The 21,088-nt window shown below is 66.8% G+C and carries 21 protein-coding genes; 14 read left to right on the forward strand and 7 right to left on the reverse strand.

The genetic code is table 11. The features are described from left to right. The first annotated feature begins 45 nt into the window (after positions 1-45). The 4 genes from HWX55_RS19325 to dbpA all read left to right on the forward strand — a co-directional run bounded on the left by HWX55_RS19325 (position 46) and on the right by dbpA (position 4,396). On the forward strand, positions 46-351 hold the full coding sequence (locus HWX55_RS19325) for a hypothetical protein (protein ID WP_175976895.1): 306 nt from the start codon (positions 46-48) through the stop codon (positions 349-351). Positions 352-866: 515 nt separating this feature from the next. Next, the gene (gene mqo / locus HWX55_RS19330) at positions 867-2,528 is read left to right on the forward strand and encodes a malate dehydrogenase (quinone) (RefSeq protein WP_175976896.1); all 1,662 of its coding nucleotides are present in this window, start codon (positions 867-869) and stop codon (positions 2,526-2,528) included. Between the two features lie 276 nt (positions 2,529-2,804). Then, entirely contained in the window at positions 2,805-3,002 is a 198-nt protein-coding gene (locus HWX55_RS19335; RefSeq protein ID WP_006483193.1) for a hypothetical protein, read from the forward strand. Next, a complete protein-coding gene (gene dbpA, locus HWX55_RS19340) occupies positions 2,999-4,396 on the forward strand; it encodes an ATP-dependent RNA helicase DbpA (protein WP_126368201.1) in 1,398 nt (465 codons plus the stop codon). Before HWX55_RS19335 ends, dbpA begins: the two co-directional genes overlap by 4 nt. 52 nt (positions 4,397-4,448) lie before the next feature. Here dbpA and HWX55_RS19345 read toward each other — a convergent pair whose 3' ends face one another. Then, on the reverse strand, positions 4,449-5,273 hold the full coding sequence (locus tag HWX55_RS19345) for a PhnD/SsuA/transferrin family substrate-binding protein (protein ID WP_175976897.1): 825 nt from the start codon (positions 5,271-5,273) through the stop codon (positions 4,449-4,451). A 241-nt stretch (positions 5,274-5,514) separates the two neighbouring features. On the opposite strand from HWX55_RS19345, the gene HWX55_RS19350 reads away from it, so the two are divergent. Further along, positions 5,515-6,540: a fatty acid desaturase gene (locus HWX55_RS19350; RefSeq protein WP_175976898.1), complete on the forward strand. Its 1,026-nt coding sequence runs from the start codon at positions 5,515-5,517 to the stop codon at positions 6,538-6,540. A gap of 175 nt (positions 6,541-6,715) precedes the next feature. Then, a complete protein-coding gene (locus HWX55_RS19355; RefSeq protein ID WP_175976899.1) occupies positions 6,716-7,918 on the forward strand; it encodes a benzoate/H(+) symporter BenE family transporter in 1,203 nt (400 codons plus the stop codon). 21 nt (positions 7,919-7,939) lie between these two features. On the opposite strand, the gene HWX55_RS19360 is transcribed toward HWX55_RS19355, so the two are convergent. Next, positions 7,940-8,827, reverse strand: coding sequence for an NAD(P)H-binding protein (locus HWX55_RS19360; RefSeq protein WP_175976900.1), 888 nt, complete (start codon positions 8,825-8,827; stop codon positions 7,940-7,942). Between the two features lie 234 nt (positions 8,828-9,061). Beyond that, entirely contained in the window at positions 9,062-9,979 is a 918-nt protein-coding gene (locus tag HWX55_RS19365; RefSeq protein ID WP_175976901.1) for an AraC family transcriptional regulator, read from the reverse strand. A 193-nt stretch (positions 9,980-10,172) separates the two neighbouring features. On the opposite strand from HWX55_RS19365, the gene HWX55_RS19370 reads away from it, so the two are divergent. Next, positions 10,173-10,367 (forward strand): hypothetical protein, encoded by a 195-nt coding sequence (locus tag HWX55_RS19370; RefSeq protein ID WP_175976902.1) that lies wholly within the window; start codon positions 10,173-10,175, stop codon positions 10,365-10,367. Positions 10,368-10,386: 19 nt separating this feature from the next. Here HWX55_RS19370 and HWX55_RS19375 read toward each other — a convergent pair whose 3' ends face one another. Further along, positions 10,387-11,340, reverse strand: a complete 954-nt coding sequence (locus HWX55_RS19375) for a LysR family transcriptional regulator (protein WP_175976903.1) — start codon at positions 11,338-11,340, stop codon at positions 10,387-10,389. A 100-nt stretch (positions 11,341-11,440) separates the two neighbouring features. On the opposite strand from HWX55_RS19375, the gene HWX55_RS19380 reads away from it, so the two are divergent. The 3 genes from HWX55_RS19380 (at position 11,441) to HWX55_RS19390 (ending at position 15,360) form a co-directional block, all read left to right on the forward strand. Then, positions 11,441-12,799, forward strand: coding sequence for an NAD(P)/FAD-dependent oxidoreductase (locus HWX55_RS19380; RefSeq protein ID WP_175976904.1), 1,359 nt, complete (start codon positions 11,441-11,443; stop codon positions 12,797-12,799). Between the two features lie 324 nt (positions 12,800-13,123). Then, entirely contained in the window at positions 13,124-13,558 is a 435-nt protein-coding gene (locus HWX55_RS19385) for a phosphatase (protein WP_124639201.1), read from the forward strand. 182 nt (positions 13,559-13,740) lie between these two features. Beyond that, entirely contained in the window at positions 13,741-15,360 is a 1,620-nt protein-coding gene (locus HWX55_RS19390; RefSeq protein ID WP_175976905.1) for a histidine-type phosphatase, read from the forward strand. A gap of 75 nt (positions 15,361-15,435) precedes the next feature. On the opposite strand, the gene HWX55_RS19395 is transcribed toward HWX55_RS19390, so the two are convergent. Continuing rightward, positions 15,436-15,966, reverse strand: a complete 531-nt coding sequence (locus tag HWX55_RS19395) for a YcxB family protein (protein WP_175976906.1) — start codon at positions 15,964-15,966, stop codon at positions 15,436-15,438. A 335-nt stretch (positions 15,967-16,301) separates the two neighbouring features. On the opposite strand from HWX55_RS19395, the gene HWX55_RS19400 reads away from it, so the two are divergent. After that, positions 16,302-16,610, forward strand: a complete 309-nt coding sequence (locus HWX55_RS19400) for a hypothetical protein (protein ID WP_175976907.1) — start codon at positions 16,302-16,304, stop codon at positions 16,608-16,610. Between the two features lie 22 nt (positions 16,611-16,632). Here HWX55_RS19400 and HWX55_RS19405 read toward each other — a convergent pair whose 3' ends face one another. Beyond that, positions 16,633-16,929: a hypothetical protein gene (locus HWX55_RS19405; RefSeq protein WP_175976908.1), complete on the reverse strand. Its 297-nt coding sequence runs from the start codon at positions 16,927-16,929 to the stop codon at positions 16,633-16,635. Between the two features lie 425 nt (positions 16,930-17,354). Here HWX55_RS19405 and HWX55_RS19410 point away from each other — a divergent pair, with 425 nt between their 5' ends. Then, entirely contained in the window at positions 17,355-18,959 is a 1,605-nt protein-coding gene (locus HWX55_RS19410; protein WP_175976909.1) for an EAL domain-containing protein, read from the forward strand. Between the two features lie 18 nt (positions 18,960-18,977). Here HWX55_RS19410 and HWX55_RS19415 read toward each other — a convergent pair whose 3' ends face one another. Continuing rightward, positions 18,978-19,337: a hypothetical protein gene (locus HWX55_RS19415; protein WP_244140606.1), complete on the reverse strand. Its 360-nt coding sequence runs from the start codon at positions 19,335-19,337 to the stop codon at positions 18,978-18,980. Positions 19,338-19,579: 242 nt separating this feature from the next. On the opposite strand from HWX55_RS19415, the gene kdgT reads away from it, so the two are divergent. Together kdgT and HWX55_RS19425 are read left to right on the forward strand one after the other, a co-directional pair. Then, the gene (gene kdgT, locus HWX55_RS19420; protein WP_175976910.1) at positions 19,580-20,599 is read left to right on the forward strand and encodes a 2-keto-3-deoxygluconate transporter; all 1,020 of its coding nucleotides are present in this window, start codon (positions 19,580-19,582) and stop codon (positions 20,597-20,599) included. 137 nt (positions 20,600-20,736) lie between these two features. Further along, positions 20,737-21,033, forward strand: coding sequence for a hypothetical protein (locus HWX55_RS19425; protein WP_175976911.1), 297 nt, complete (start codon positions 20,737-20,739; stop codon positions 21,031-21,033). Positions 21,034-21,088 lie beyond the last annotated feature (55 nt).

Consider the following 21,088-nt stretch of genomic DNA (forward strand, 5'->3'; position numbering starts at 1 on the left):
ACACGGGCATCCGCTGTCGATCGTCATCCCATGGAGCGCTACCCGATGAAACGTTACCTTCCCGCCGAATCGTTTGCCGCCACAATCGCGTGCGCATTCGCATTGAGCGCCTGTGCGGCGCAACCGTCCGCGCCGGCCAATGCGTCCGCGCCGGCCGACACCGCCGCGCAGGCGGCCCCGCCGTTGGTAGGCGGCGACCGCGATGCGCACGGCTGCATCGGCTCAGCCGGTTACGCGTGGTGCGAGCGGACGCAGCAGTGCGAGCGTCCGTGGGAACTCGCGAAGGCAAAGGGTTTCGCGAATTCGGCGCAGGCTTATGAGCAGTTCTGCCGGAACGGCGGAGCGAAGTGAAGTGAACTGATATCGCTGTGAACGGATCGCGGTGCAACGCCGCGATCCGATGAGGTTCCGGTCTGGTGCACGGCATGCCCATCGCACGCATTCCACCCCGTCAATCCCGATCGATTTTCCCGCGTCGCGCACCGTCATTCCGGAAACCCGGACGCACAAAAAACCCCACGAAAACAGGGATATTCGTCGTCTGCGACACATTGTCCGAGTTCGGTTATATTACGCGCCCCTTGCCACCCCGCCCCCGCAAAGCGCGTCGCGCGCGGCCTCTTTCAACGCAACCTGAAGCGCCGTCCGCTCAGGCTTGCCGCCAGAGCCCCGGCGCGTGGCGCACCGTCGCTTGCCTGCTCGCGGGAGCCGATCCGAAGGTGTCCTTCCGAATGGCTTCGCGTGCGCAAATGCAACGGCGCGCAGCGCCGATCCGGAATTCCGGATTCGCGATCCGGATCTCCGGACACGTGTTTCGGCACAACGGAACCGCGCGCCGGGCGGCATGGCAAACCGATGCATCCAAGTTGAAAAAGGGATCTGCTGTGATCAAAACGTTACGGGTAATACTGTCGGCGCTCGCGCTGTGCGTCGCGACATCGTCCGCGCACGCCGCCGACACGAAGAAGGTCGACGTCCTGCTGGTGGGCGGCGGCGTCATGAGCTCGACGCTCGGCGTCTGGCTGCACGAACTGCAGCCCGACTGGTCGATGACGATGGTCGAGCGCCTCGACGGCGTCGCGCTGGAAAGCTCGAACGGCTGGAACAACGCCGGCACCGGCCACTCGGCGCTCGCCGAGCTGAACTACACGCCGGAGAAGGCGGACGGCAAGGTCGACATCTCGAAGGCGATCGAGATCAACGAGTCGTTCCAGATCTCGCGCCAGTTCTGGGCGTGGCAGGTCAAGCAAGGCGTGCTGAAGAACCCGCATTCGTTCATCAACTCGACGCCGCACATGAGCTTCGTGTGGGGCGACGACAACGTCCGCTTCCTGAAGAAGCGCTACGAAGCGCTGCAGGCGAGCCCGCTGTTCCGCGGGATGCAGTATTCGGAAGACTACGACCAGATCAAGCAGTGGGTGCCGCTGATGATGGAAGGCCGCGATCGCAACCAGAAAGTGGCCGCGACGTGGACGCCGATCGGCACCGACGTGAACTTCGGCGAGATCACGCGCCAGTTCGTCGGCTACCTGAAGACGCAGCCGAACTTCACGCTGTCGCTGTCGAGCGAAGTGCGCGAGATCACGCGCAACGCCGACGGCACGTGGCACGTGTCGTGGGTCAAGCTGCACTCGGATGAACCGCCGCAATCGGTCGACGCGAAGTTCGTGTTCATCGGCGCGGGCGGCGGTGCGCTGCACCTGCTGCAGGCGTCGGGCATCCCCGAGGCGAAGGACTACGGCGCGTTCCCGGTCGGCGGCTCGTTTCTCGTGACCGACAACCCCGAAGTCGTGAAGCAGCATCTCGCGAAGGCGTACGGCAAGGCGTCGGTCGGCTCGCCGCCGATGTCGGTGCCGCACCTCGACACGCGGATCATCGACGGCAAGAAGATCATCCTGTTCGGGCCGTTCGCGACGTTCTCGACCAAGTTCCTAAAGAACGGCTCGTACTTCGACCTCGCGAAGAGCACCAACCTGCACAACGTCGCGCCGATGATGCGCGTGGGCGTCGACGAATTCCCGCTGGTGCAGTACCTCGCCGGCCAGCTGATGCTGACCGACGACGACCGCTTCAACGCGCTGAAGGAATACTTCCCGAACGCGAAGAAGGAAGACTGGCGCCTGTGGCAGGCCGGCCAGCGCGTGCAGATCATCAAGCGCGACCCGGTCAAGGGCGGCGTGCTGAAGCTCGGCACCGAGATCGTCGCGTCGCAGGACGGCAGCATCGCGGGCCTGCTCGGCGCGTCGCCGGGCGCGTCGACCGCCGCGCCGATCATGCTGAGCCTGATGAAGAAGGTGTTCAAGGACAAGGTCGCGACGCCCGAGTGGCAGCAGAAGATCCGCCAGATCGTGCCGAGCTACGGCACCAAGCTGAACGACAGTCCGGCGAAGGTCGTCGAGGAATGGACGTACACGAGCGACGTGCTGCAACTGTCGCCGCCGCCGAAGATCGACCTCGGCGCGCCGTCGCAGCCGACCGGCAACGCGCCGGCCCGCCCGGCGAAGGCATCGGCCGACATGGCGCTGTAACGCGCCCGACGCCGCGCACTACCCGCGCGCCACTGTTGTGCCGCCCGACACGGCCGCCCTCCGGGGCGGCCGTTTTTCGTATGGCGCGCCGGGCGAAGGCACCGGCTTCCGCTAGAATTGCGGCACGCGCGACCCCGTCGCCGCCCGATCCATCACCCGCATCGACACAAACCGAGCCACCACCGGTGCGGCCCGCGCCCGAGCCGCGCGAGCGCCGCCCGACGTGGCCGCGCCCGCCCGGGCGCGCCATCAACCGAATTCAGCTGGAGAAAGACCGTGTTTACCTGCCGAAACCAGAGCTGCGGCACGCAGTGGGAGCAGTCCGACGTCGTCATCAAGGACGAAGGCCAGGGGCTGCTGTTCCGCTGCCCGCTGTGCGGCGCCCGCAACTATCTCGAACGCTTCGAGGACGACGAAGGCAACGTCGTCTACGAGCAGATGGAAGGCCGCCCCTACCTCGGAGACCTGTCTTGACCCAACCGACCGCCACGCCGTTCAGCGCGCTGCCGCTGACGCCCGCCACGCTCGCGAACCTCGCGCAGCTCGGCTATGTCGACATGACGCCGATCCAGGCCGCGAGCCTGCCGGTCGCGCTGGCCGGCCAGGACCTGATCGCGCAGGCGAAGACGGGCAGCGGCAAGACCGCCGCGTTCTCGCTCGCGCTGCTCGCGCGCCTCGACGTGCGCAGCTTCGACGTGCAGGCGATGATCCTGTGCCCGACGCGCGAACTCGCCGACCAGGTCGCGCAGGAAGTGCGCCGCCTCGCGCGTGCGGAAGAAAACGTGAAGGTGCTGACGCTGTGCGGCGGCACGCCGATGCGTCCGCAAGCGCAGAGCCTCGAGCACGGCGCGCATATCGTCGTCGGCACGCCGGGCCGCATCATGGATCACCTCGATCGCGGCAACCTGAAACTCGACGCGCTGAACACGCTGGTGCTCGACGAAGCCGACCGGATGCTCGACATGGGCTTCTTCGACGACATCGCGAAAGTCGCGCGCATGTGCCCGACGACGCGCCAGACGCTGCTGTTCTCCGCGACCTATCCGGACGGCATCGCGAAGCTGAGCCAGCAGTTCCTGCGCAATCCGAAGGAAATCAAGCTCGCCGAACGCCACGACGACAGCAAGATCCGCCAGCGCTTCTATGAAGTGACCGAGGACGAGCGGTTGCATGCGGTCGGCCAGTTGCTGAATCATTATCGGCCGGTGAGCACGATCGCGTTCTGCAACACCAAGCAGCAGTGCCGCGACCTGCTCGACGTGCTGCACGCGCAGGGCTTCCATGCGCTCGCGCTGCACGGCGAGCTCGACCAGCGCGAGCGCGACCAGGTGCTGATCCAGTTCGCGAACCGCAGCTGCTCGGTGCTGGTGGCGACCGACGTCGCCGCGCGCGGGCTCGACATCGCGCAGCTCGAGGCGGTGATCAACGTCGACGTGACGCCCGACCCGGAAGTGCACGTGCACCGCATCGGCCGCACCGGCCGCGCGGATCAGGACGGCTGGGCGCTGAGCCTCGCGAGCATGGACGAGATGGGCCGCGTCGGCGCGATCGAACAGGCGCAGAAGCGCGAGGTCGAATGGCATCCGCTCGCCGAGCTGAAGCCGGCAGACGACAGCGTGCTGCTGCCGCCGATGGAAACGCTGCAGATCCTCGGCGGGCGCAAGGACAAGATCCGTCCGGGCGACGTGCTCGGCGCGCTGACCGGCGACGCCGGGTTCGACGGCAAGCAGATCGGCAAGATCAACGTGACCGAGTTCTCGACCTATGTCGCGATCGAGCGCGGCGTCGCGCGTGACGCGCTGCGCAAGCTCAATGCGGGGAAGATCAAGGGCAAGCGGGTCAAGGTCCGGTTGATGGACGAGGAGTAAGCGGGCTGGGGCGCGGGCGGTCGCAGCCTGGCCGTTCGCCCCGCGCCGTGCGTCAGGCGAGTTCGGGATAGCCGTGCGCGGCGGCGGCCTGCTCGAACCGCGCAATCGTGTCGTAATCGGCCGGCGCCAGCCGGTCGAATCCCTTCAGCCTCAGCACGCGCGCCCGTTCCGCATCGGCGGCAACCGCGCGATCGAGCGCATCCTGCAACGCGCCGACCTGCGTGTCCGGCAGCGCCCGCGATGCGACGAACGGCAAGCCCGGCGCGGATGCTGTCATGCCGATCACGCGGATGTCCTCCAGCAGATCGGGCAGCGCGTCGCGCACATACGCGAACGTCACGCAGTCGATCGCCGCGCAATCGGCCTCTCCCGACGCCAGCGCCCGCAGCACGTTCAGGTGCGAACCGAATGGCGTGACCGAGCCGAAGAACCGTCCGTCGTGCGCATGCGGCGCGACCGCGTGCCGGAACGCGTTCATCCCGCTGTGCGAATCCTCGCCGTTGAACGCGGCTCGCAATCCGCGGCACGCGGCGAGCGTCGTCGCCCCGCCCGCGTGCACGCGCGCCGACACGATCAACACGCTGCTGTAGCGCGCACCGTCGCAGCCGTCTGCGTCGAAAACAGGGGTCGCAACCAATCGCACGACGTCGCGCAAGCCGAGCATCCGGTACGGGTAGCCGCAGGTCTGCGACAGCAGCAGATCGTCGCGCCGCCACAGGGCGTGCAGGTCGTCGAATGGCGCGTCGGGCAGCGCGACGTCGGCCGGCCCGCCCGCGTTCGCGAACGCATCGAGCGCGTCGCGCAGCAGCGCGCGCCACAGCGCGGCGTGACGCGGCGTTACGTTGTACATCGGCAGGACTGCGATCCAGGAGCTCATGCGGGCATTCTACGCATCGGCGGCGGCCCGGATGCTTATCGGCCGCAACACGATAAGCAAATGCGAATCGATTGGTTGGCGCAGCCGCGCCGCCCCGGTACCGTTCGAATGCCTGCCGGCGCCGCCACCGCGCGATGCCGGGCAGGCCGACCGTGATCCGCGAGACACCTGCGCACCCGGGCCGAGCGCCCCGGTTCCATCGCTCGTTCCCCGCACTGCCCAATCCATCCGCCTCAACGCCATGGCCGAATACTTCGACGTCGACCACGCGCGCGCGATCGCCGCGCTCGACGCCCGCTTCACCGCCCGCACCGAGTGGCCGACCTGGCTGCTGGTCGTCGTCATCTACGGCGGCTGGCTCGCCGTGCTGCTGCTCGTGCGCGAAGGGCACCTGTCGCTCGCCGCCGCGACGCCGCCGCTGATCCTGCTTGGCGCATGGCACCTGTCGCTGCAGCACGAACTGCTGCACGGCCATCCGACGCGTTCCGCCCTCGTGAACAAGCTGCTCGGCTATCCGCCGCTGACGATCTGGTATCCATACACGCTGTATCGCGACACGCACCTCGAGCATCACCGCGACGAAGACCTGACCGTGCCGGGCGTCGATCCCGAAACGAACTACGTGACGCGCGAACGCTGGGCGCGGCTGCCGCGCTGGCGCCGGGCGCTGACGGTCGCGCGCAAGACTTTCCTCGGACGCATCGTCGTCGGGCCGCCGCTCGCCATCGCCGCGACGTTCCGCGATGCGTTCGCCGCGTTCCGGCGCGGCGACTTCCGTTATCTGCCGATGTGGTCGACTCACGTTGCCTGCGTGGCCACGCTGCTCGCGTGGCTGCACTGGGCGATCGGCGTGCCGTGGTGGTACTACCTGCTCGCCGTCACGTGGCCCGCGCTGTCGCTCGCGATGATCCGCTCGCTGTACGAACATCGCGCCGCGCCGCATCCGAAGGCGCGCATCACGATCAACGAAGCCGGCTTCGCGATGCGGCTGCTGTACCTGAACAACAACTATCACCTCGTCCATCACGACCTGCCGAAGCTGCCGTGGTACGACCTGCCGCGTGCGTACCGGATGCGGCGCGACGCGTATGCGAAGAAATGCGGCGGCTTCGTGATCCGTGGCGGGTATCGTGAATTGCTCGCGCGCCACGCGTGGACGCCGACCGATCCGCCCGTCCATCCGTTCGACGAGGGCACGGCGTCGCTGTCGACGGGCAGCGGCATCAAGGTGGCGGTGGTGGACAGGGTGTTGCAGATCAGTACCTGACGTCAGAAGTTTCCGCGTTTCGGCATGAATTCTTACGAAAAGCCGACAGCGCCGATCGTCGCCCGCGAATTGCCAATTGCGTCGGCAATGCGCAGAATGGCCGCTCATCCGGGGCTTCCAACCATCATTCGCCCCGGCTCCGCCGCACGGCCGCGCGCCGCATTCCCCGACGACGATGCAACCGAACACCCCACCCGACGCGATCCGCACGTTCGGCAACGACTGGTCGATTTCAGCGATTACCGCAGGTTTTCTCGCGGTCCTGATTTCGTACGCGGGCCCGCTCGCGATCTTCTTCCAGGCTTCGCAGGCCGCGCATGTGTCCAACGAAATGGTGTCGTCGTGGGTCTGGGCGATCTCGATCGGCGCGGGCGTGTCGGGCCTGTTCGCGAGCTGGAAGCTGAAGGTGCCCGTCGTTACCGCGTGGTCGGCGCCCGGCACCGCGCTGCTCGTCGGCCTGTTCCCGCAACTGACGCTCAACCAGGCCGTCGGCGCGTACATCACGGCCGCGCTGATCATCCTCGCGATCGGCGTATCGGGGTATTTCGACCGGCTCGTGCGCCATATCCCGCGCGGCATCGCGTGCGGCATGATGGCCGGCATCCTGCTGCCGTTCGGCATGCACGCGTTCTCCGCCGCGACCGCGCAGCCGGTGCTCGGTTTCGGGATGATCGCGGCGTACGTGATCTTCAGGCAGCTGCTGCCGCGCTACAGCATCGTGCTCGTGCTGTTGACGGGCGCCGCGCTCGCGACGCTGCTCGGGATGACGCATCTCGGCAACGTGTCGCCGAGTCTCGCGCGGCCGGTCTTCATCGCGCCCGAATGGACGCTCGGCACGACGCTCAGCCTCGCGCTGCCGCTCGTCGTCGTCAGCCTCACCGGCCAGTTCCTGCCGGGGATGACGATCCTGCGCGTGTCCGGTTATCACACGCCGGCGCGGCCGATCATCACGGCGACCGGCGTGATGTCGCTGGTGGTCGCGTGTTTCGGCGGAATCACGATCGTCGTCGCGGCGATTACCGCGGCGCTGTGCACGGGCAAGGACGCGCACGAGGATCCGGCGCGGCGGTATGTCGCCGGGCTCGCGAACGGTGTGTTCTACCTGATCGGCGGACTCTTCGCGGGGACGATCGTCACGCTGTTCTTCGCGCTGCCGAAAGCGTTCGTCGCGATTCTGGCGGGGCTCGCGCTGATCGGCGCGATCAGCGCGAACGTGCATGGGATCTTCGAGGACGAGGATCATCGCGAGGCGTCAGTGATCACGTTCCTCGCGACCGCGTCGGGGATGACGTGGCTCGGGCTCGGGTCGGCGTTCTGGGGGATCGTGATCGGGTCGGTGGCGTATGGGGTGTTGAACAGGGTGCGGCGGCCCGCGTGATGCGCGCCGCGCCCCCTTCACTCAACGCGCATGCGCGCGCACCAGCACAGCAAGCGCCTCCTCCAGCGCCGTCGTCCCATACACCCGCTCCGACACGTCGGCCTCGACGTCGATCCGTCCCGCGTTGTGCACGTCGTACAGATCGACGATCAACTGCGCATGACGTTCGCTGAGCCCTGCGCGCAGCAGCGTCGCGTTCCACGTGTCGCGCGGCAGCTCGCGCGCGACGATCGCGCGGCCCGCCGCCGCGCCCAACGTATCCGCGATCGCCGTCACGCTCACTCGCCGCGGCCCTTCGACGCTGACGATGCGCGGCCCGCTCCCGCCTTCCGGCGCATCGAGCAGCAGCCGCGCCGCGACGACGCCAACATCGGGCGCCCAGACCGTCGGAAATACCTTGCCGACCGGATGGTGAAAGCTTGGCAGCACGCCAGTGCCGAGCGCGACCGGCAGCACGCGCGCCCAGTTCTGCAGATGCTCGGCCGAGCGCAGCAGCGTCAATCGCGTCGGGATCGTCTTCAGCCGTTCCTCGAAATCATGGAACAGACGCGTGATACCCGTATTGCCTTCAAGCTCCGCGCCGTAGTCCGACAACGCGACCAGCGCCGGCGGCGGGTTCGCGGCGAGCGCCGCGGTCGCGACGTCGATCGTCCGTGTCATCGTCGCGGCCGGGTCGGGGTCGGCGGCCGGCACCGGGCACAGTATCTGCACGGCCTGCGCGCCGTCGATCGCCGCGGCGATCGCGTTCGCGTCGGTGAGGTCCGCGATCGCGACATCGCAGCCGAGCTGCGCGAAACGTTCACGATGGCGTGCGTCGCGCAGCACCGCGCGCACGGAATGGCCTGCGTTGCGCAAGGTCGTCACGGTCGACGGGCCAACGTTGCCGGATGCTCCGAAGATCACGAACACGATCTGCTCCTGAAGGATGAAAGTGTTGTGATTGTCGGCATGCGCGGCCGGGAAAGCGCGCACGGAGGGATGAATCGAGCAGGAAAGGATGACACGTTGAATGGCTGTCGCCATGCGGGCTCTTCGATGCGAGCGCGTCAAAACCGGAGAAGGCGAATGCAGCAATTGTCCAACAACCTGTTGGACAATTAATTGCCCTCGGATCGACTGCAACGTCGGCGTACCGCCGCTGCGTTATGCGTCTCTCCCGCCATCCTCGCCGTCATAAGCCAGCCGCAACCCGCCGCGCGCACCCGACCGCGCAATCTCCGTCGGCGTCGCACCGAGCACGCGATTCATCCAGTTCGCCATGTGACTCTGATGCGCGAACCCGGCTTCCAGCGCGATCTGGCTGATGCTGAGCCGGCCTTCGAGCAGCAGCGCCTTCGCGCGCTCCACCCGGCGCCGCACGACGTACTGGTGCACGGGCATCCCGAGCGTTTCGCGGAACAGCACCTTGAAATGCGGGACGCTGATCGACACGAGCGCCGCGAGTTCGGCCAGCGTCATGCGCCGGTCGAGGTTCGCCTCGACATAGTCGATCACGCGCGCCGCCGCCTTCGGCGCCAGCGTGCGCCGGCGTTCGCGAAACGCCGGCTGGCCGTCCACCAGCCGCGCGACGAGCGCCGTGCACAGGCTTTCCGCGTAGAGCGGGTCCGATGCGTCTTCCGCTTCGAGTTCGGCCGCCATCGCCCATGCGATGTGCTGCAGCCGCGGGTCGCGTACCTGCAGCCGCCGGCGGATCTGCGCGTGCGACGGCTTCAGTTCGAGCTGTTCGACGGTGCGCCGCACGAACGTGTCGCTGAGCGCGATGTGCAGGATCCGGCAGTCGGCGCTGTCGGTCCACTGGCCGGGCAAGCCGGCCGGAATCACATCGACGTCGCCGTGCGCCTGGATGCGCGACACGCGCTCGCCGTCGCACACGCAATCCGCGCGCACCGGCGCGCCGATATGCACGCCGATCCGGTGATGCTCGGCCGCCGGAATCCGGTACGTGCCGGCACGAATTTCCAGCAGCGACGCGCCGAAGCCATGCCAGCCAAGCCCGCGGCTGGAGCGCAGGCTGACGGGGATGCCGTTGTCCGTCGGCGCGGCAAGAATCGGATCGCTCATTGATGGTCTCCACCAGATCAGGTGCCGAACGCGCATTGTGACGCGTTTCGGGCCGGCGTGCCGGCGCTGCGCGGCCGCCGCCGAATCGAGCAGAAAAAGATCATCCGTTTCTGCTCGGGACGATCCTTGCGTGCGCGCCGGCGGGCGCCGAGAAGCCTACGATCGCCTCATCCGACACCTACGGAGCCCCGTCATGCCCCATTACTGCCCGCTGCGCGCGGCGTTCATCGCGCCCTCGCCTTCCGCCGCTCGCGCTCCATCCGGCCCCGACGCCCGCAACCGCCGCACCGCCATCGCCGCGTGGTGCCTGCGCGTCGTCGGCTGGTATCGGCTCGAACGGCTGCTCGCGTCGATTCCCGACAGCAACGACGACTTCGGGCTCGTCTGACCGGCTGGTCGCCACCCGCCTATTTGCGCCGCCGCTCGTGCGACGCCACCGTCGCGCCGTCGATCACCGGCGCACCCTGCTTGATCAGGAAGTCGCGGAACAGCCCCGTCACCTGGGAGATCCGTCGATCGGCGAGCGTGACCACATACCATTCGCGCTCGATCGGGTTGCCGGGAAACGGCAGTTGCCCGAGCAGCCCGGTGCGCAGTTCGAGCGCACACGCATGCAACGACAGGAACGCGACACCGAGGCCCGCTTCGGCCATCTGCTTGATCGCCTCGTTGCTCGACAGTTCGGATCCCACATGAAAGCGCTGGCCCGCGTTCTTGAACAGGCTCTCGACGGTCGAGCGCGTGCCCGCACCGCGCTCCCGCACGAGCAGGTGCGCGGATTCGAGATCCTTCAGCGCGACGCGCTTGCGCTGCATCAGCGGATGGCCGGGCGCCGCGACGAACACCATCGGATGCTTCGCGAACTCGACCGCGTGCGTGCGCAGCTCCTTCGGCGCGCTGCCCATCACCGCGAGATCGATTTCATGCGTCGCGAGCATGCGGATGATGTCGTCGCGGTTGCCGACCTTGAAATACGTCTTCACGTGCGGGCGCGTCGCGGTGAATTTGACGAGCAGCGGCGGGATCAGGTATTCGGCCGTCGTGATCGCGCCGATCCGCAGCGTGCCGCCGAGATCGCCCGTCAGCGCGGCCACTTCGTCGCCGGCCTCGCTCCACAGATGCAGGATCTCGCGCGCGTAGCGCGACACGATCTCGCCGGCCGCGGTCAGCTGCACGCCCCGTCCCACCCGCTGCAGCAACGCGGCGCCCACGGCTTCCTCGAGCAGGCGAACCTGCAGCGACACGGCTGGCTGCGTCAAGTTCAGCTCCTCGGCCGCGCGCGACACGCTGCCGAGCCGCGCGATCATGTCCAGCGCCTTCAATTGCCGGAACGTCGCGGTCTTTCCTATAAGTGAATACATATGAGTCGCTTATAAACATTAAATTGTTCGACTGGGTTCCAAACTATATCGTCGGTTCTTGAGCAATGTCATCCGAATCGTCATTCAGCGGGAGCCCAACATGGACAACATCACGCCCAACCTTGCAACGGCGCGCGCTCCGCGCCTGCCGCGCATCGTGATTGTCGGCGGCGGCGCCGGCGGCCTGCAGCTCGCGACGCGTCTCGGCGATACGGTCGGACGCCGCAGGCACGCCGAAATCGTGCTCGTCGACCGCTATCCGACGCATTTCTGGAAGCCGCTCTTGCACGAAGCCGCATCGGGCCATCGCGATCCGGCCTCCCACACGATCGAATATGCGGCGCAGGCGAAGCGCCACGGCTTCCGCTTCGTGCAGGGCGCGCTGCAGCGGGTCGATCGCGCGGCGCGCACGGCGACGATCGCGGCCGTGCACGATGCGGAAGGCACGGAAATCCTGCCGCAGCGCGCGCTCGACTATGACGATCTCGTGCTGGCGGTCGGCAGCGTGACGAACTTCTTCAACGTGCCGGGCGCGGAGCGTCATGCGCTGCCGCTCGAAAACCTCGACCAGGCCGAGGACTTTCGCCGCAAGTTCCTCGCTGCGTGCACGAAGGCGAATCACGCTGCCGAGCAGCAGCCCGCGCGGCGCGCGGCGCCGATCTGCATCAACGTGATCGGTGCGGGCGCGACGGGCGTCGAACTGGCCGCCGCGCTGCGGCACGCGATCCAGCAACTGACGACGTACCGCTTCAAGGCGCTGGTGTCCGCGCGCGACGTGCATATCCGGCTGATCGAAGGCGGCCCGCGCATCCTGCCGGCGCTCGACGCACGGCTGTCCGGCAAGATGCACGCGCAGTTGCGCGCGCTGAACGTCGACGTGCTGATCGACACGCGCGTGGCGGAAGTCGGTGCGGATGCCGTGACGACCGCGACCGGCGAACGGCTCGCGAGCGACATCACGATCTGGGCGGCCGGCGTCGCGGGCCCCGCGATGCTGCGGGATATCGGCGACATCGCGCTCAACCGCTCGAACCAGGTGATCGTGACCGACACGCTGCAGACGCCCGACGATCCGCACGTGTATGCGTTCGGCGACTGCGCCGCGTGCCCGTCGGCCGGTGCAAGCGGGTGCCTGCCGCCGCGTGCGCAGGTCGCGCACCAGCAGGCCGTGTATCTGGTCAACGCCTTCGCGCGCCGTATCGCCGGCAAGCCGGTGGCCGGCTTCACGTTCCACGACGCGGGCACCGTCGTGTCGCTCGGGCAGGCGGGCGCCGTCTACCAGGCGGACATCGGCGTGCGCTCGCGCTCGCTGATCGTCGACGGGCTCGCGGCGATCGGGCTGTACAAGTTCCTGTATCGCAAGCACCTGTTCAGCGTGGTCGGCATGAAGCGAGCGCTGTTCCAGTCGCTGAGCCACTGGCTGCAAAGTCGTAACCAGCCGTCGATCAAGCTGCATTGATCGCAGCCGTTCGCGCACGGCATCGCAACGCGGCATATCGGGCCGGCATCGCTCGATATGCCGTTTTTTTATATGCACAGGCGCGCTGCATCCGGAATATGCGCCACGCTGGTGCATCGCATTGAACACCGACGATACGACGCGATCCATGCGGGGCATGCCGTGCGACGCATCCCGCGCCCGCTCTGGCTCGCCGCCTCATTCATTAGCCGGATCCTATGAGTCGGCGAAAAATATTAATTGGTCGCGTTTTCCGGATCGACGCTAAGGTGTGTGGCATTCCCGTCGGCGAACGGATCATCACGTTTCTGAAAAGGAATCACCGTGGTCATCGAAGCCATCGTCACCCGTCTCGACGCAGCATTCGCACAGATCGAAGCCACACCGGATTCGCGCGAATCGCGCCATCAGCGCGACGCGATCATCCAGTGGCTCGACCGCGCATCGGAAGAAGGCTATCGGCTCGGTCTCGTCACGACGCTGCCGGCCGCGCGGCTCAACGACATGTTCGAAGGCCAGTTCGGCCGCGCGAACCTCGACCGTTTCTCGGTCGTCGTCACGGACACCAATCAACAGGACTCCAGATCGAATCGGCATCCGTTCGATGTCGCGCTGCAAGCGCTCGGCGTGCCGCGCGAGCGCGCGGTCGGGATCGCGAGCAGCGAACCGGAACGCCGTGAAGCCGAGCATTTCGGGCTGTCGCGCTGCGTGAACATCACCGATACGGTGCGCTCGATCGCATCGGCCGGGCTGCACTGAACGTCGACACCCGGGCCGGCCGCGGCCGGCCATCCACGTCGATCCGGCGGCAATCCGACGATTGCCCGACCTCACCCTGACATTCTGCTGTCAAAGTCGCTTGCAACACTTCGGGGCTCAACTACTTTCCCCAGAAGACGGGACGACGTACATGCGCTTCGTCCCGTCCGTTGCCCGCCACGATGACACGCCCGACCCGCACCGCCGCCGCCCTCGCGATTGCCTGCCTGTTGCTCGCCGCTTGCGGCGGTGAAGATTCGACACCGCCCGCCGCGTCGGCCGGCAACAACGGCACGACGCCCGCACCGCAGCCGCAGCCCACGCCGACTCCGGCACCCGCGACCTACTACCAGACGAAGACGCCGTACCGCCCGCAGCAGGACGCCGCGACGTACGAAGCGCCGCCGGCCGGCTACGCGCCCGTCTATACCGAACTCGTCGCCCGTCACGGTTCGCGCGGGCTGTCGGGCTTCAAATACGACGGCGCGATCTACGCGATGCTGGTCAAGGCCGAGGCCGACGGCGCGCTGACGCCGCTCGGCGTGCAGCTCAAGGCCGACACGTACGCGATGATGAAGGCCAATGCGCTGCTAGGCTATGGCGTGCAGGGCATCTCGACACCCGGGTACGGCAACCTCACGCAAACCGGCATCCGCGAACATCAGCAACTCGCCGCGCGTCTCGCGCAGCGGCTACCCGCGCTGTTCGCGGCGGGCAACCGGCAGGTGGTCGTCGTCAACTCGGGCCAGGATCGCGCGGTCGACAGTTCGACGTATTTCTCGGCGGCACTGGTTGCCGCGCAGCCGGCACTGGCGCCGGCCATCACGCTGCCGGCCGCGCCGGCCGGCTATCCGGCGAGCGCACCGGTCGTGCAGCCGGCCGGCACCAATCGTTTCCTGCTGTATTTCCATTCGCTGAAGCCGGCCACCGATCTCGTGACCGACACGAGCGATCCATACTACGCGACCTATCAGGCGAGCCAGGCGTACCAGACCTATGCAAACGACGCGACGGTGGCCGCGAAGCTGAAGGCGATCAAGGCCGCGCCGCAGGCCGGCGATGTCGCGCAAACGGTGCTGTCCGCGCTCGTGTCGCCGGCCTTCATCGCGAAGCTCGGCTCCGACGGCTACACATTCGCGAACACCGGCACCTATGCATTCACGTCGACGGACGGCAAGTTCACCAACACGCTGAAGGGCGACGGCAAGACGAAGATCGCGACCGCCGTCGACGCGGTGAACGTGCTGTACAACCTGCTTCAGGTGGCGCCGGCAATGACCGCGGAAACCGGCGGCGTCGCGATGGAGAAGTACATCGGCGCGGAGCAGGCGCAGTATCTCGCGTATCTGCAGGATGCCGAGGATTACTATCAGAAGGGGCCCGGCATCCAGGAAGCGAACCCGGTGACGTACCGGATGGCGAAGGTGCTGCAGGACGATTTCTTCAGTGAAGTCGATGCGATCGCGCGCGGCGACCTGACACACGCCGCGAAGCTGCGCTTCACGCATGCGGAGATCGTGATTCCGTTCGCGTCGATCATGAACCTGAAGAGCGTGTTCGTGCCGACGCCGCAGGCGCAGACGTACACGTATGCGAATAACCCGTGGCGCGGCGACCAGGTGTCGCCGATGGCCGCGAACATGCAGTGGGATGTCTATCGCAACGGATCGCGGCTCATCGTGAAGATGCTGTACAACGAGCGCGAGACGGATTTCCAGGCCGCGTGCGACGGCGCGAAGATCGCGCCGGGCAGCCACTTCTACGACTACGCGGGGTTGAAGCAGTGTTACGGGTATCAGTGATGTGATGCGTGGGGGCCTTCTGGCCGCAAGCACACGTTGAAACCCGGACGGCGCAGACCGTCCGGCCACGGCCCGCTAGACTTTGCGCACGCCGTTCTGAAGCAGCGCTCGATACAGGAATGCCACGTGTCCGTCGTTCAGCACGCGCTTCGGTACCACGCGGAACATCACCGACGACTGATAAAGCAGGATCATTTGACGATCCTCGCTCCAGCGAATGAGATCCGCATAGTGAATTTCGTCGCGCGAAGTCGGCGTTTCGACAATGAACCGGTCGCCTTGGAAAATGACCGTGTGAATCTGATGAAGCGTCCTTTGCTGGTCGTAAATCTTGCGACCTGCGCGCGGCAGTATCAGATGATTCAGGATGGGCACGCCGATCGCGACGACAGCCGCGATTCCCGCGGCCATCCAGACATAGCGCCATTCCGGAAAACGTCCGCTTGCTATCCGGACGCCGCCGACCAGCAGGATTATGTACACGATCGCACCGATCGCAAATGACTTGAGCAGGTATTTCCAGTTGTACCTGCGCCAAAGATGCAGGCGGTAGGCGTGGACGAGATCGTCCGCGGTTATTTGAAAAACGACTTCGGTATCGCTCATGGGCAGGCTCGGAACGCTCTCTGGTTCTTGTAATTGCTCTGGACGCTTCGCCGCGAGCACCGCGCTCGGGCGGGTTGGCAGTGCGCGCGCACAGAGACGTGCAAACGAAGCGGCGCGATATCGCCGGCCGATCGATGCACGGCGACAATATACATGCGTGGAACGACACCCGTGCGGCGAGCCGCCGCGGCAGTGGTGCGGCCTGCGGCGAGCGGCCGACGCGGACGACCGGCATTGCGCGCGGCTGAGCAATCTGTTCGGGCAGGTGATTCGTATCTTGCGCCGACGAACTAGCAGCGGCTCAAATGGTCGAACGTGCATCGCCGGAGAACCTCATGAAACGCGTCGCCCTTGCCGCTGCCCTGACCCTGTTTGCCACCATCGGCGTGTCCGCGCCGGCCTTCGCCGGTGCATCCTCCAGCGTCGCGCCGGTTCCGGCTCAGGCCTACGCGAAAAATTGCGTGCCGTCGCGGGATGCCGCGCAAGGCGCCCATTCACCGTCCAGCGCGCCGCCGATCCGCGTCTGCGTCGGCGATTCCGATACGCAGTTGAACCTGCCGTGGTTCGTGACCGATGTCCTCACCGCCGTGGACACGCACCAGTCGCCCAGCGGTCTGCTCCACAAGATGCGCAACGACTTCTGACGCGCCGCCGGCACCGCATCGTTCATGGCTCGTCGGGGCGCGTCAGCACCTGGATGAACGTGCCGACGATGCCGGCCCACATCGCGGGGTCGGCGATGCGCGCCAGCAGCCCCCGCAATTCCCGTCGCTCTCCTTCCGACAGCACGCCGTGCGCGCCGCGGATGCTGTCGTAACGCGGCGTACCGCGCGACGCGAGCGCGCGATCGAGCCAATAGTCGCGGGCCTCCCCGTCCACCGAAATCCGGATCCACAGCGAACCGCCGTCCGCCGCGGCGGCGCCATCGGTCACGATGACCGCGGGTGTGGCATTTTCTTTCATCGCAACGCTCCGGTTTGACGCGCTGGCGGCAAATTGCCGGCCACGGCGCCCTATTGAAATGTTTCTTTTCGAGACACAATCCCGAAACGGCATCAATTTTTAGACAACGATATTACGTAATGGCGCGCCGCATCTTATACTTGCCGCGCACCATCCTCGTGCCAAGAGACGGTGTCTTTTGTCCCGGCTGCACGTACTGTGCGGCCGGGGCTTTTTTCGGTACGTTGCGCCGATATACATGCAGGATGCGCGCATGTTATTGAGGAATGCTGCCAGATGAATGGCTGATCGCGACTGGCCAAGCGGATGCCGTCGCGACGGCCGACTCGATCGGCGTCCCGAAACCGGCGCGCAAGCCGCATGGCCCGAACCAGGCATGCGGCATGCACGCCGTCGGCGCACCGACCGGTTCGACTTGCCACGCCATGCGTACAACACCAAAGGCAACCGCGGGATTACGGGCGCTCCCGCCCGGCTCGACGCATCTTTTCCACCGCGGCGGCGCGTGGCCGCGCGTCGTCCTTTTCGCCGCCGTGATCATTTGCGTGCTCGTGCCCGCGTTCGCGATCGTGCTGGCCGACCGCTTCGCCCGCGATACCGTCACCGCGCACGAGCGCGCCGTGGCCAACGACATCGTGGCTTCCGTGGACCGCATCCTGGACGGCGTGCGCCTCCGCCACGCGGACGAGCTGACCGCGCTGGTCAGGCAGCCGTGCGCGGCGGTGTTCCGGACGCTGGCCGAAGTGGGCACTCGCCTGCGCTATCTGCGTGCGGTCGCGCTGGTGAACGACGGCCGCGTCATGTGCTCGTCGGCGCTCGGTTCGATCGACGTGCCGCTCGTCAAGTATGCGCGCGAGCCCGAACCGGGATCGATGACCGTCACGCTGCTGCGCCAGACGGCGTTCCAGCACGGCATTCCGGTGCTGTACGCATTCCGCGCCACTGCGCGCGGCGCGGGCGTCCTGTACCTGATCGAAGGCGACTACGTGGCCGACGCGCTCGCCCTGGGCACGGCCAACGGGGCGGAAACGGCCACGCTGTCGATCGCGGGATCGGGCCGCCTCGATCAACACGGGACGTTCGCGCCGGACACGGACGCAGGCCCCACGGGCGGCAGCACGATTGCGTCGCAGCGCTGGCCGTTCACGGTGTCGGTCGTCGCCTCGGCGCGCTACGCGTCACAGGTCCGGCGCCACGACCGGCTGATCGGCGCGACGATCGTCCTGCTGGCCGACAGCCTCGTGATGGCCGCCTACCTGCTCGCGATGGCGCCGCGGCGGCTGCTGCTGAAGGCCGTGCGCCACGCGCTCAGACGCAACGAGTTCCATGTCGTGTACCAGCCAATCGTCGACGTGCAGACGCGCAGGACGGTCGGCGTCGAGGCGCTGCTGCGCTGGCACCATCCGAAGTGGGGGGCCATCAGCCCGGCCGTGTTCATCCCGCAGGTGGAATCGAGCACGCTGCTGCCGAAGATCACCGAATTCGTGCTGCGCACGGCGGTGTCCGAGCTGACCGCGCTGACGCCGTCCACGCCGCTGCGCATCGCCGTGAACGTGGCGCCGCAGGATCTCGAGCGCGCGCGGTTCGTGGCCGTCGTCGAGGAAACGATCCGCGCGCTGCCGCCCGGCTTCACGCTGGTGCTCGAAGTCACCGAGCGCATCCTGCTCGAGAAGAACGCGCGCACCACCGAGATCTTCCACGCGCTGCGATCCAAAGGCGCGAAGTTCGCGATCGACGATTTCGGCACGCATCACAGCAATCTCGACATGCTGTCGCGCTTCCCGTTCGACTACGTGAAGATCGATCGGCAGTTCGTCTCCCAACTGGACAGCGGCAGCGCGAAGCTGATCGAAGGGATCGCGGCCGTCGCGCATCACTACGGCATGAAGATCATCGCGGAAGGCGTGGAGACGGAAACCCAGCATCGCGCGCTGCATGCGGTCGGGATCCAGTACGCGCAGGGATACCTGTACCAGCGGCCGCTGCGCGCGAAGAACCTGAAGCGCGACGTCGCATGGGCGACGGTGTAGCGGCGACGCCGAAGGCGACTACTGCGCGCCGTATTGACCGCCGACGCGCACGCGACCCTGCTCGACCCATCCTTCGACGTCGTCGCCGGTCTTGCCGTTCACGTACATGATGTTGTACCAGCGCCCGTGCGACTTGTAGACGGTCACCGAATCGCCGGGAACGATGAAGGTACGCTTCGTGATGCACTGCGCGTCGGGCGCCGAGTAGAAATACGCGCGCCCCGTGCCGACGACCGTGCCGGACGCCGGTGGCCGGAAGTTGTCGTCCGGGCCGCTCGTGGCCGCGTCGAGCTTCCCGCAATCGACCGCGCGCTTTGCGTGCGCGCCGTTCGCGCCCAGGCTCGCGCCGAGCACCAGCATCGCGATGCCGATGCGCATCGTCGTTTTGGTCTTCATCATTCTCATTCGCCCTCTACGCCGTATCGTTTTTCCGGTTTGCCGGTTCGCGGCCGGCACACGCTCAATCCTGCGCGACCGTGGTCGCTTCGACGCCGGCCGCTTCCGGATGATACGACTACCGTCGAAACGCATAAAAACGGACCACCGTTCCGAATCATGTCCTATAGTCAGTCAGCAGACATCATTCGACAACGGGACGCATCGACGTCCACGGAGGAGACGTGAAGCTGAAACAGGCCATCGACCGCATTCCGGGCGGGCTCATGCTGATCCCGATGCTGCTGGGCGCGTGCGTGCACACGTTCGCACCGAATGCCGGGAAGTACTTCGGCTCGTTCACCAACGGCCTGATCGCGGGCACGGTGCCGATCCTCGCCGTCTGGTTCTTCTGCATGGGCGCGACGATCGACCTGCGCGCGACGGGCGTCGTGCTGCGCAAATCGGGCACGCTGCTCGCGACGAAAATCGTGGTCGCATGGCTCGCGACGCTGATCGCCGCGCGGTTCATCCCCGACGACGGTATCCGCACGGGCCTGTTCGCGGGCCTGTCGCTGCTCGCGATCACGACGTCGATGGACATGACCAACGGCGGCCTCTATGCGGCCGTGATGCAGCAATACGGCACCAAGGAAGAAGCCGGCGCGTTCGTGTTGATGTCGATCGAATCGGGGCCGCTCGTCAGCATGCTGATTCTCGGCGCGGCCGGCGTCGCGGTGTTCGAGACGCGGCTTTTCGTCGGCGCGGTGCTGCCGTTCCTGATCGGCTTCACGCTCGGCAATCTCGATGTGCAGCTGCGCGACTTGTTCGGGCGCTGCGTCCATCCGCTGATCCCGTTCTTCGGCTTCGCGCTCGGCAACGGCATCGATCTCAACGTGATCGCGAAGAGCGGGCTGCCGGGCATCGCGCTCGGGCTCGCGGTGATCGTCGTGACCGGTGTGCCATTGATTCTCGCCGACAAGTTCGTGGGTGGCGGCAATGGGACGGCCGGGCTGGCCGCGTCGTCGACGGCCGGCGCCGCGGTCGCGAACCCGGCGATCATCGGCGAAATGATTCCGAAGTTCAAACCGATGGTGCCGGCGGCAACGGCGATCGTCGCGACCGCGTGCCTCGTGACGGCGATTCTCGTGCCGATCCTGACGGCGATGTGGGCGAAGCGGGCAGCCAGGGCTTCAGGGGTGCCGCTGAGGGTCGCGGCGCGGGCGGGGCATGGCGCGGCGATCGAGCATGAGGGGCATGTTTGACGGGTAGCGGTTCGGGTCCGGCCTCCGGCACCGAGCCTCTGAGCGCCCGCAAGACATCCCCCGCGAACGCTCACCTTCATGTAGGCTCCGCGGGCCGGCTCACGTTGCCCAAGTCGACGTTTTCCGGAGCGCTTTCCATGCCCACTGCCGTCCTGCTGCGTACAAGCCATTCGCACCTCTACCCAGGCAGCATCGTGACGCTCGACCACGATGCGCCGCGCACCGCAACGCCACATCCCGCCGTCATCGAATTCGCGGACGGTTCCGGCGCCACCGCGACACTGTCCCGCGTCGGTGACGATACCCTCGAACTCACGGTAGACGAATACGTCACGCAGAAGCGCCACGCGATCGTCGCGCGCCGCTGGTTGCTGCGGCCGATCGATGCGGCCCGCAGAGGATGGCGCATCACGCGCCGCCTTCCTGCCACCTGATGCCATAGGTCCGCCGCCGGCGCGAAGCGCTTCCAGGCGCTAAAATCCGCCCCCT

The organism is Burkholderia sp. BCC1047 (assembly GCF_902833155.1).
GTDB lineage: Bacteria > Pseudomonadota > Gammaproteobacteria > Burkholderiales > Burkholderiaceae > Burkholderia > Burkholderia sola.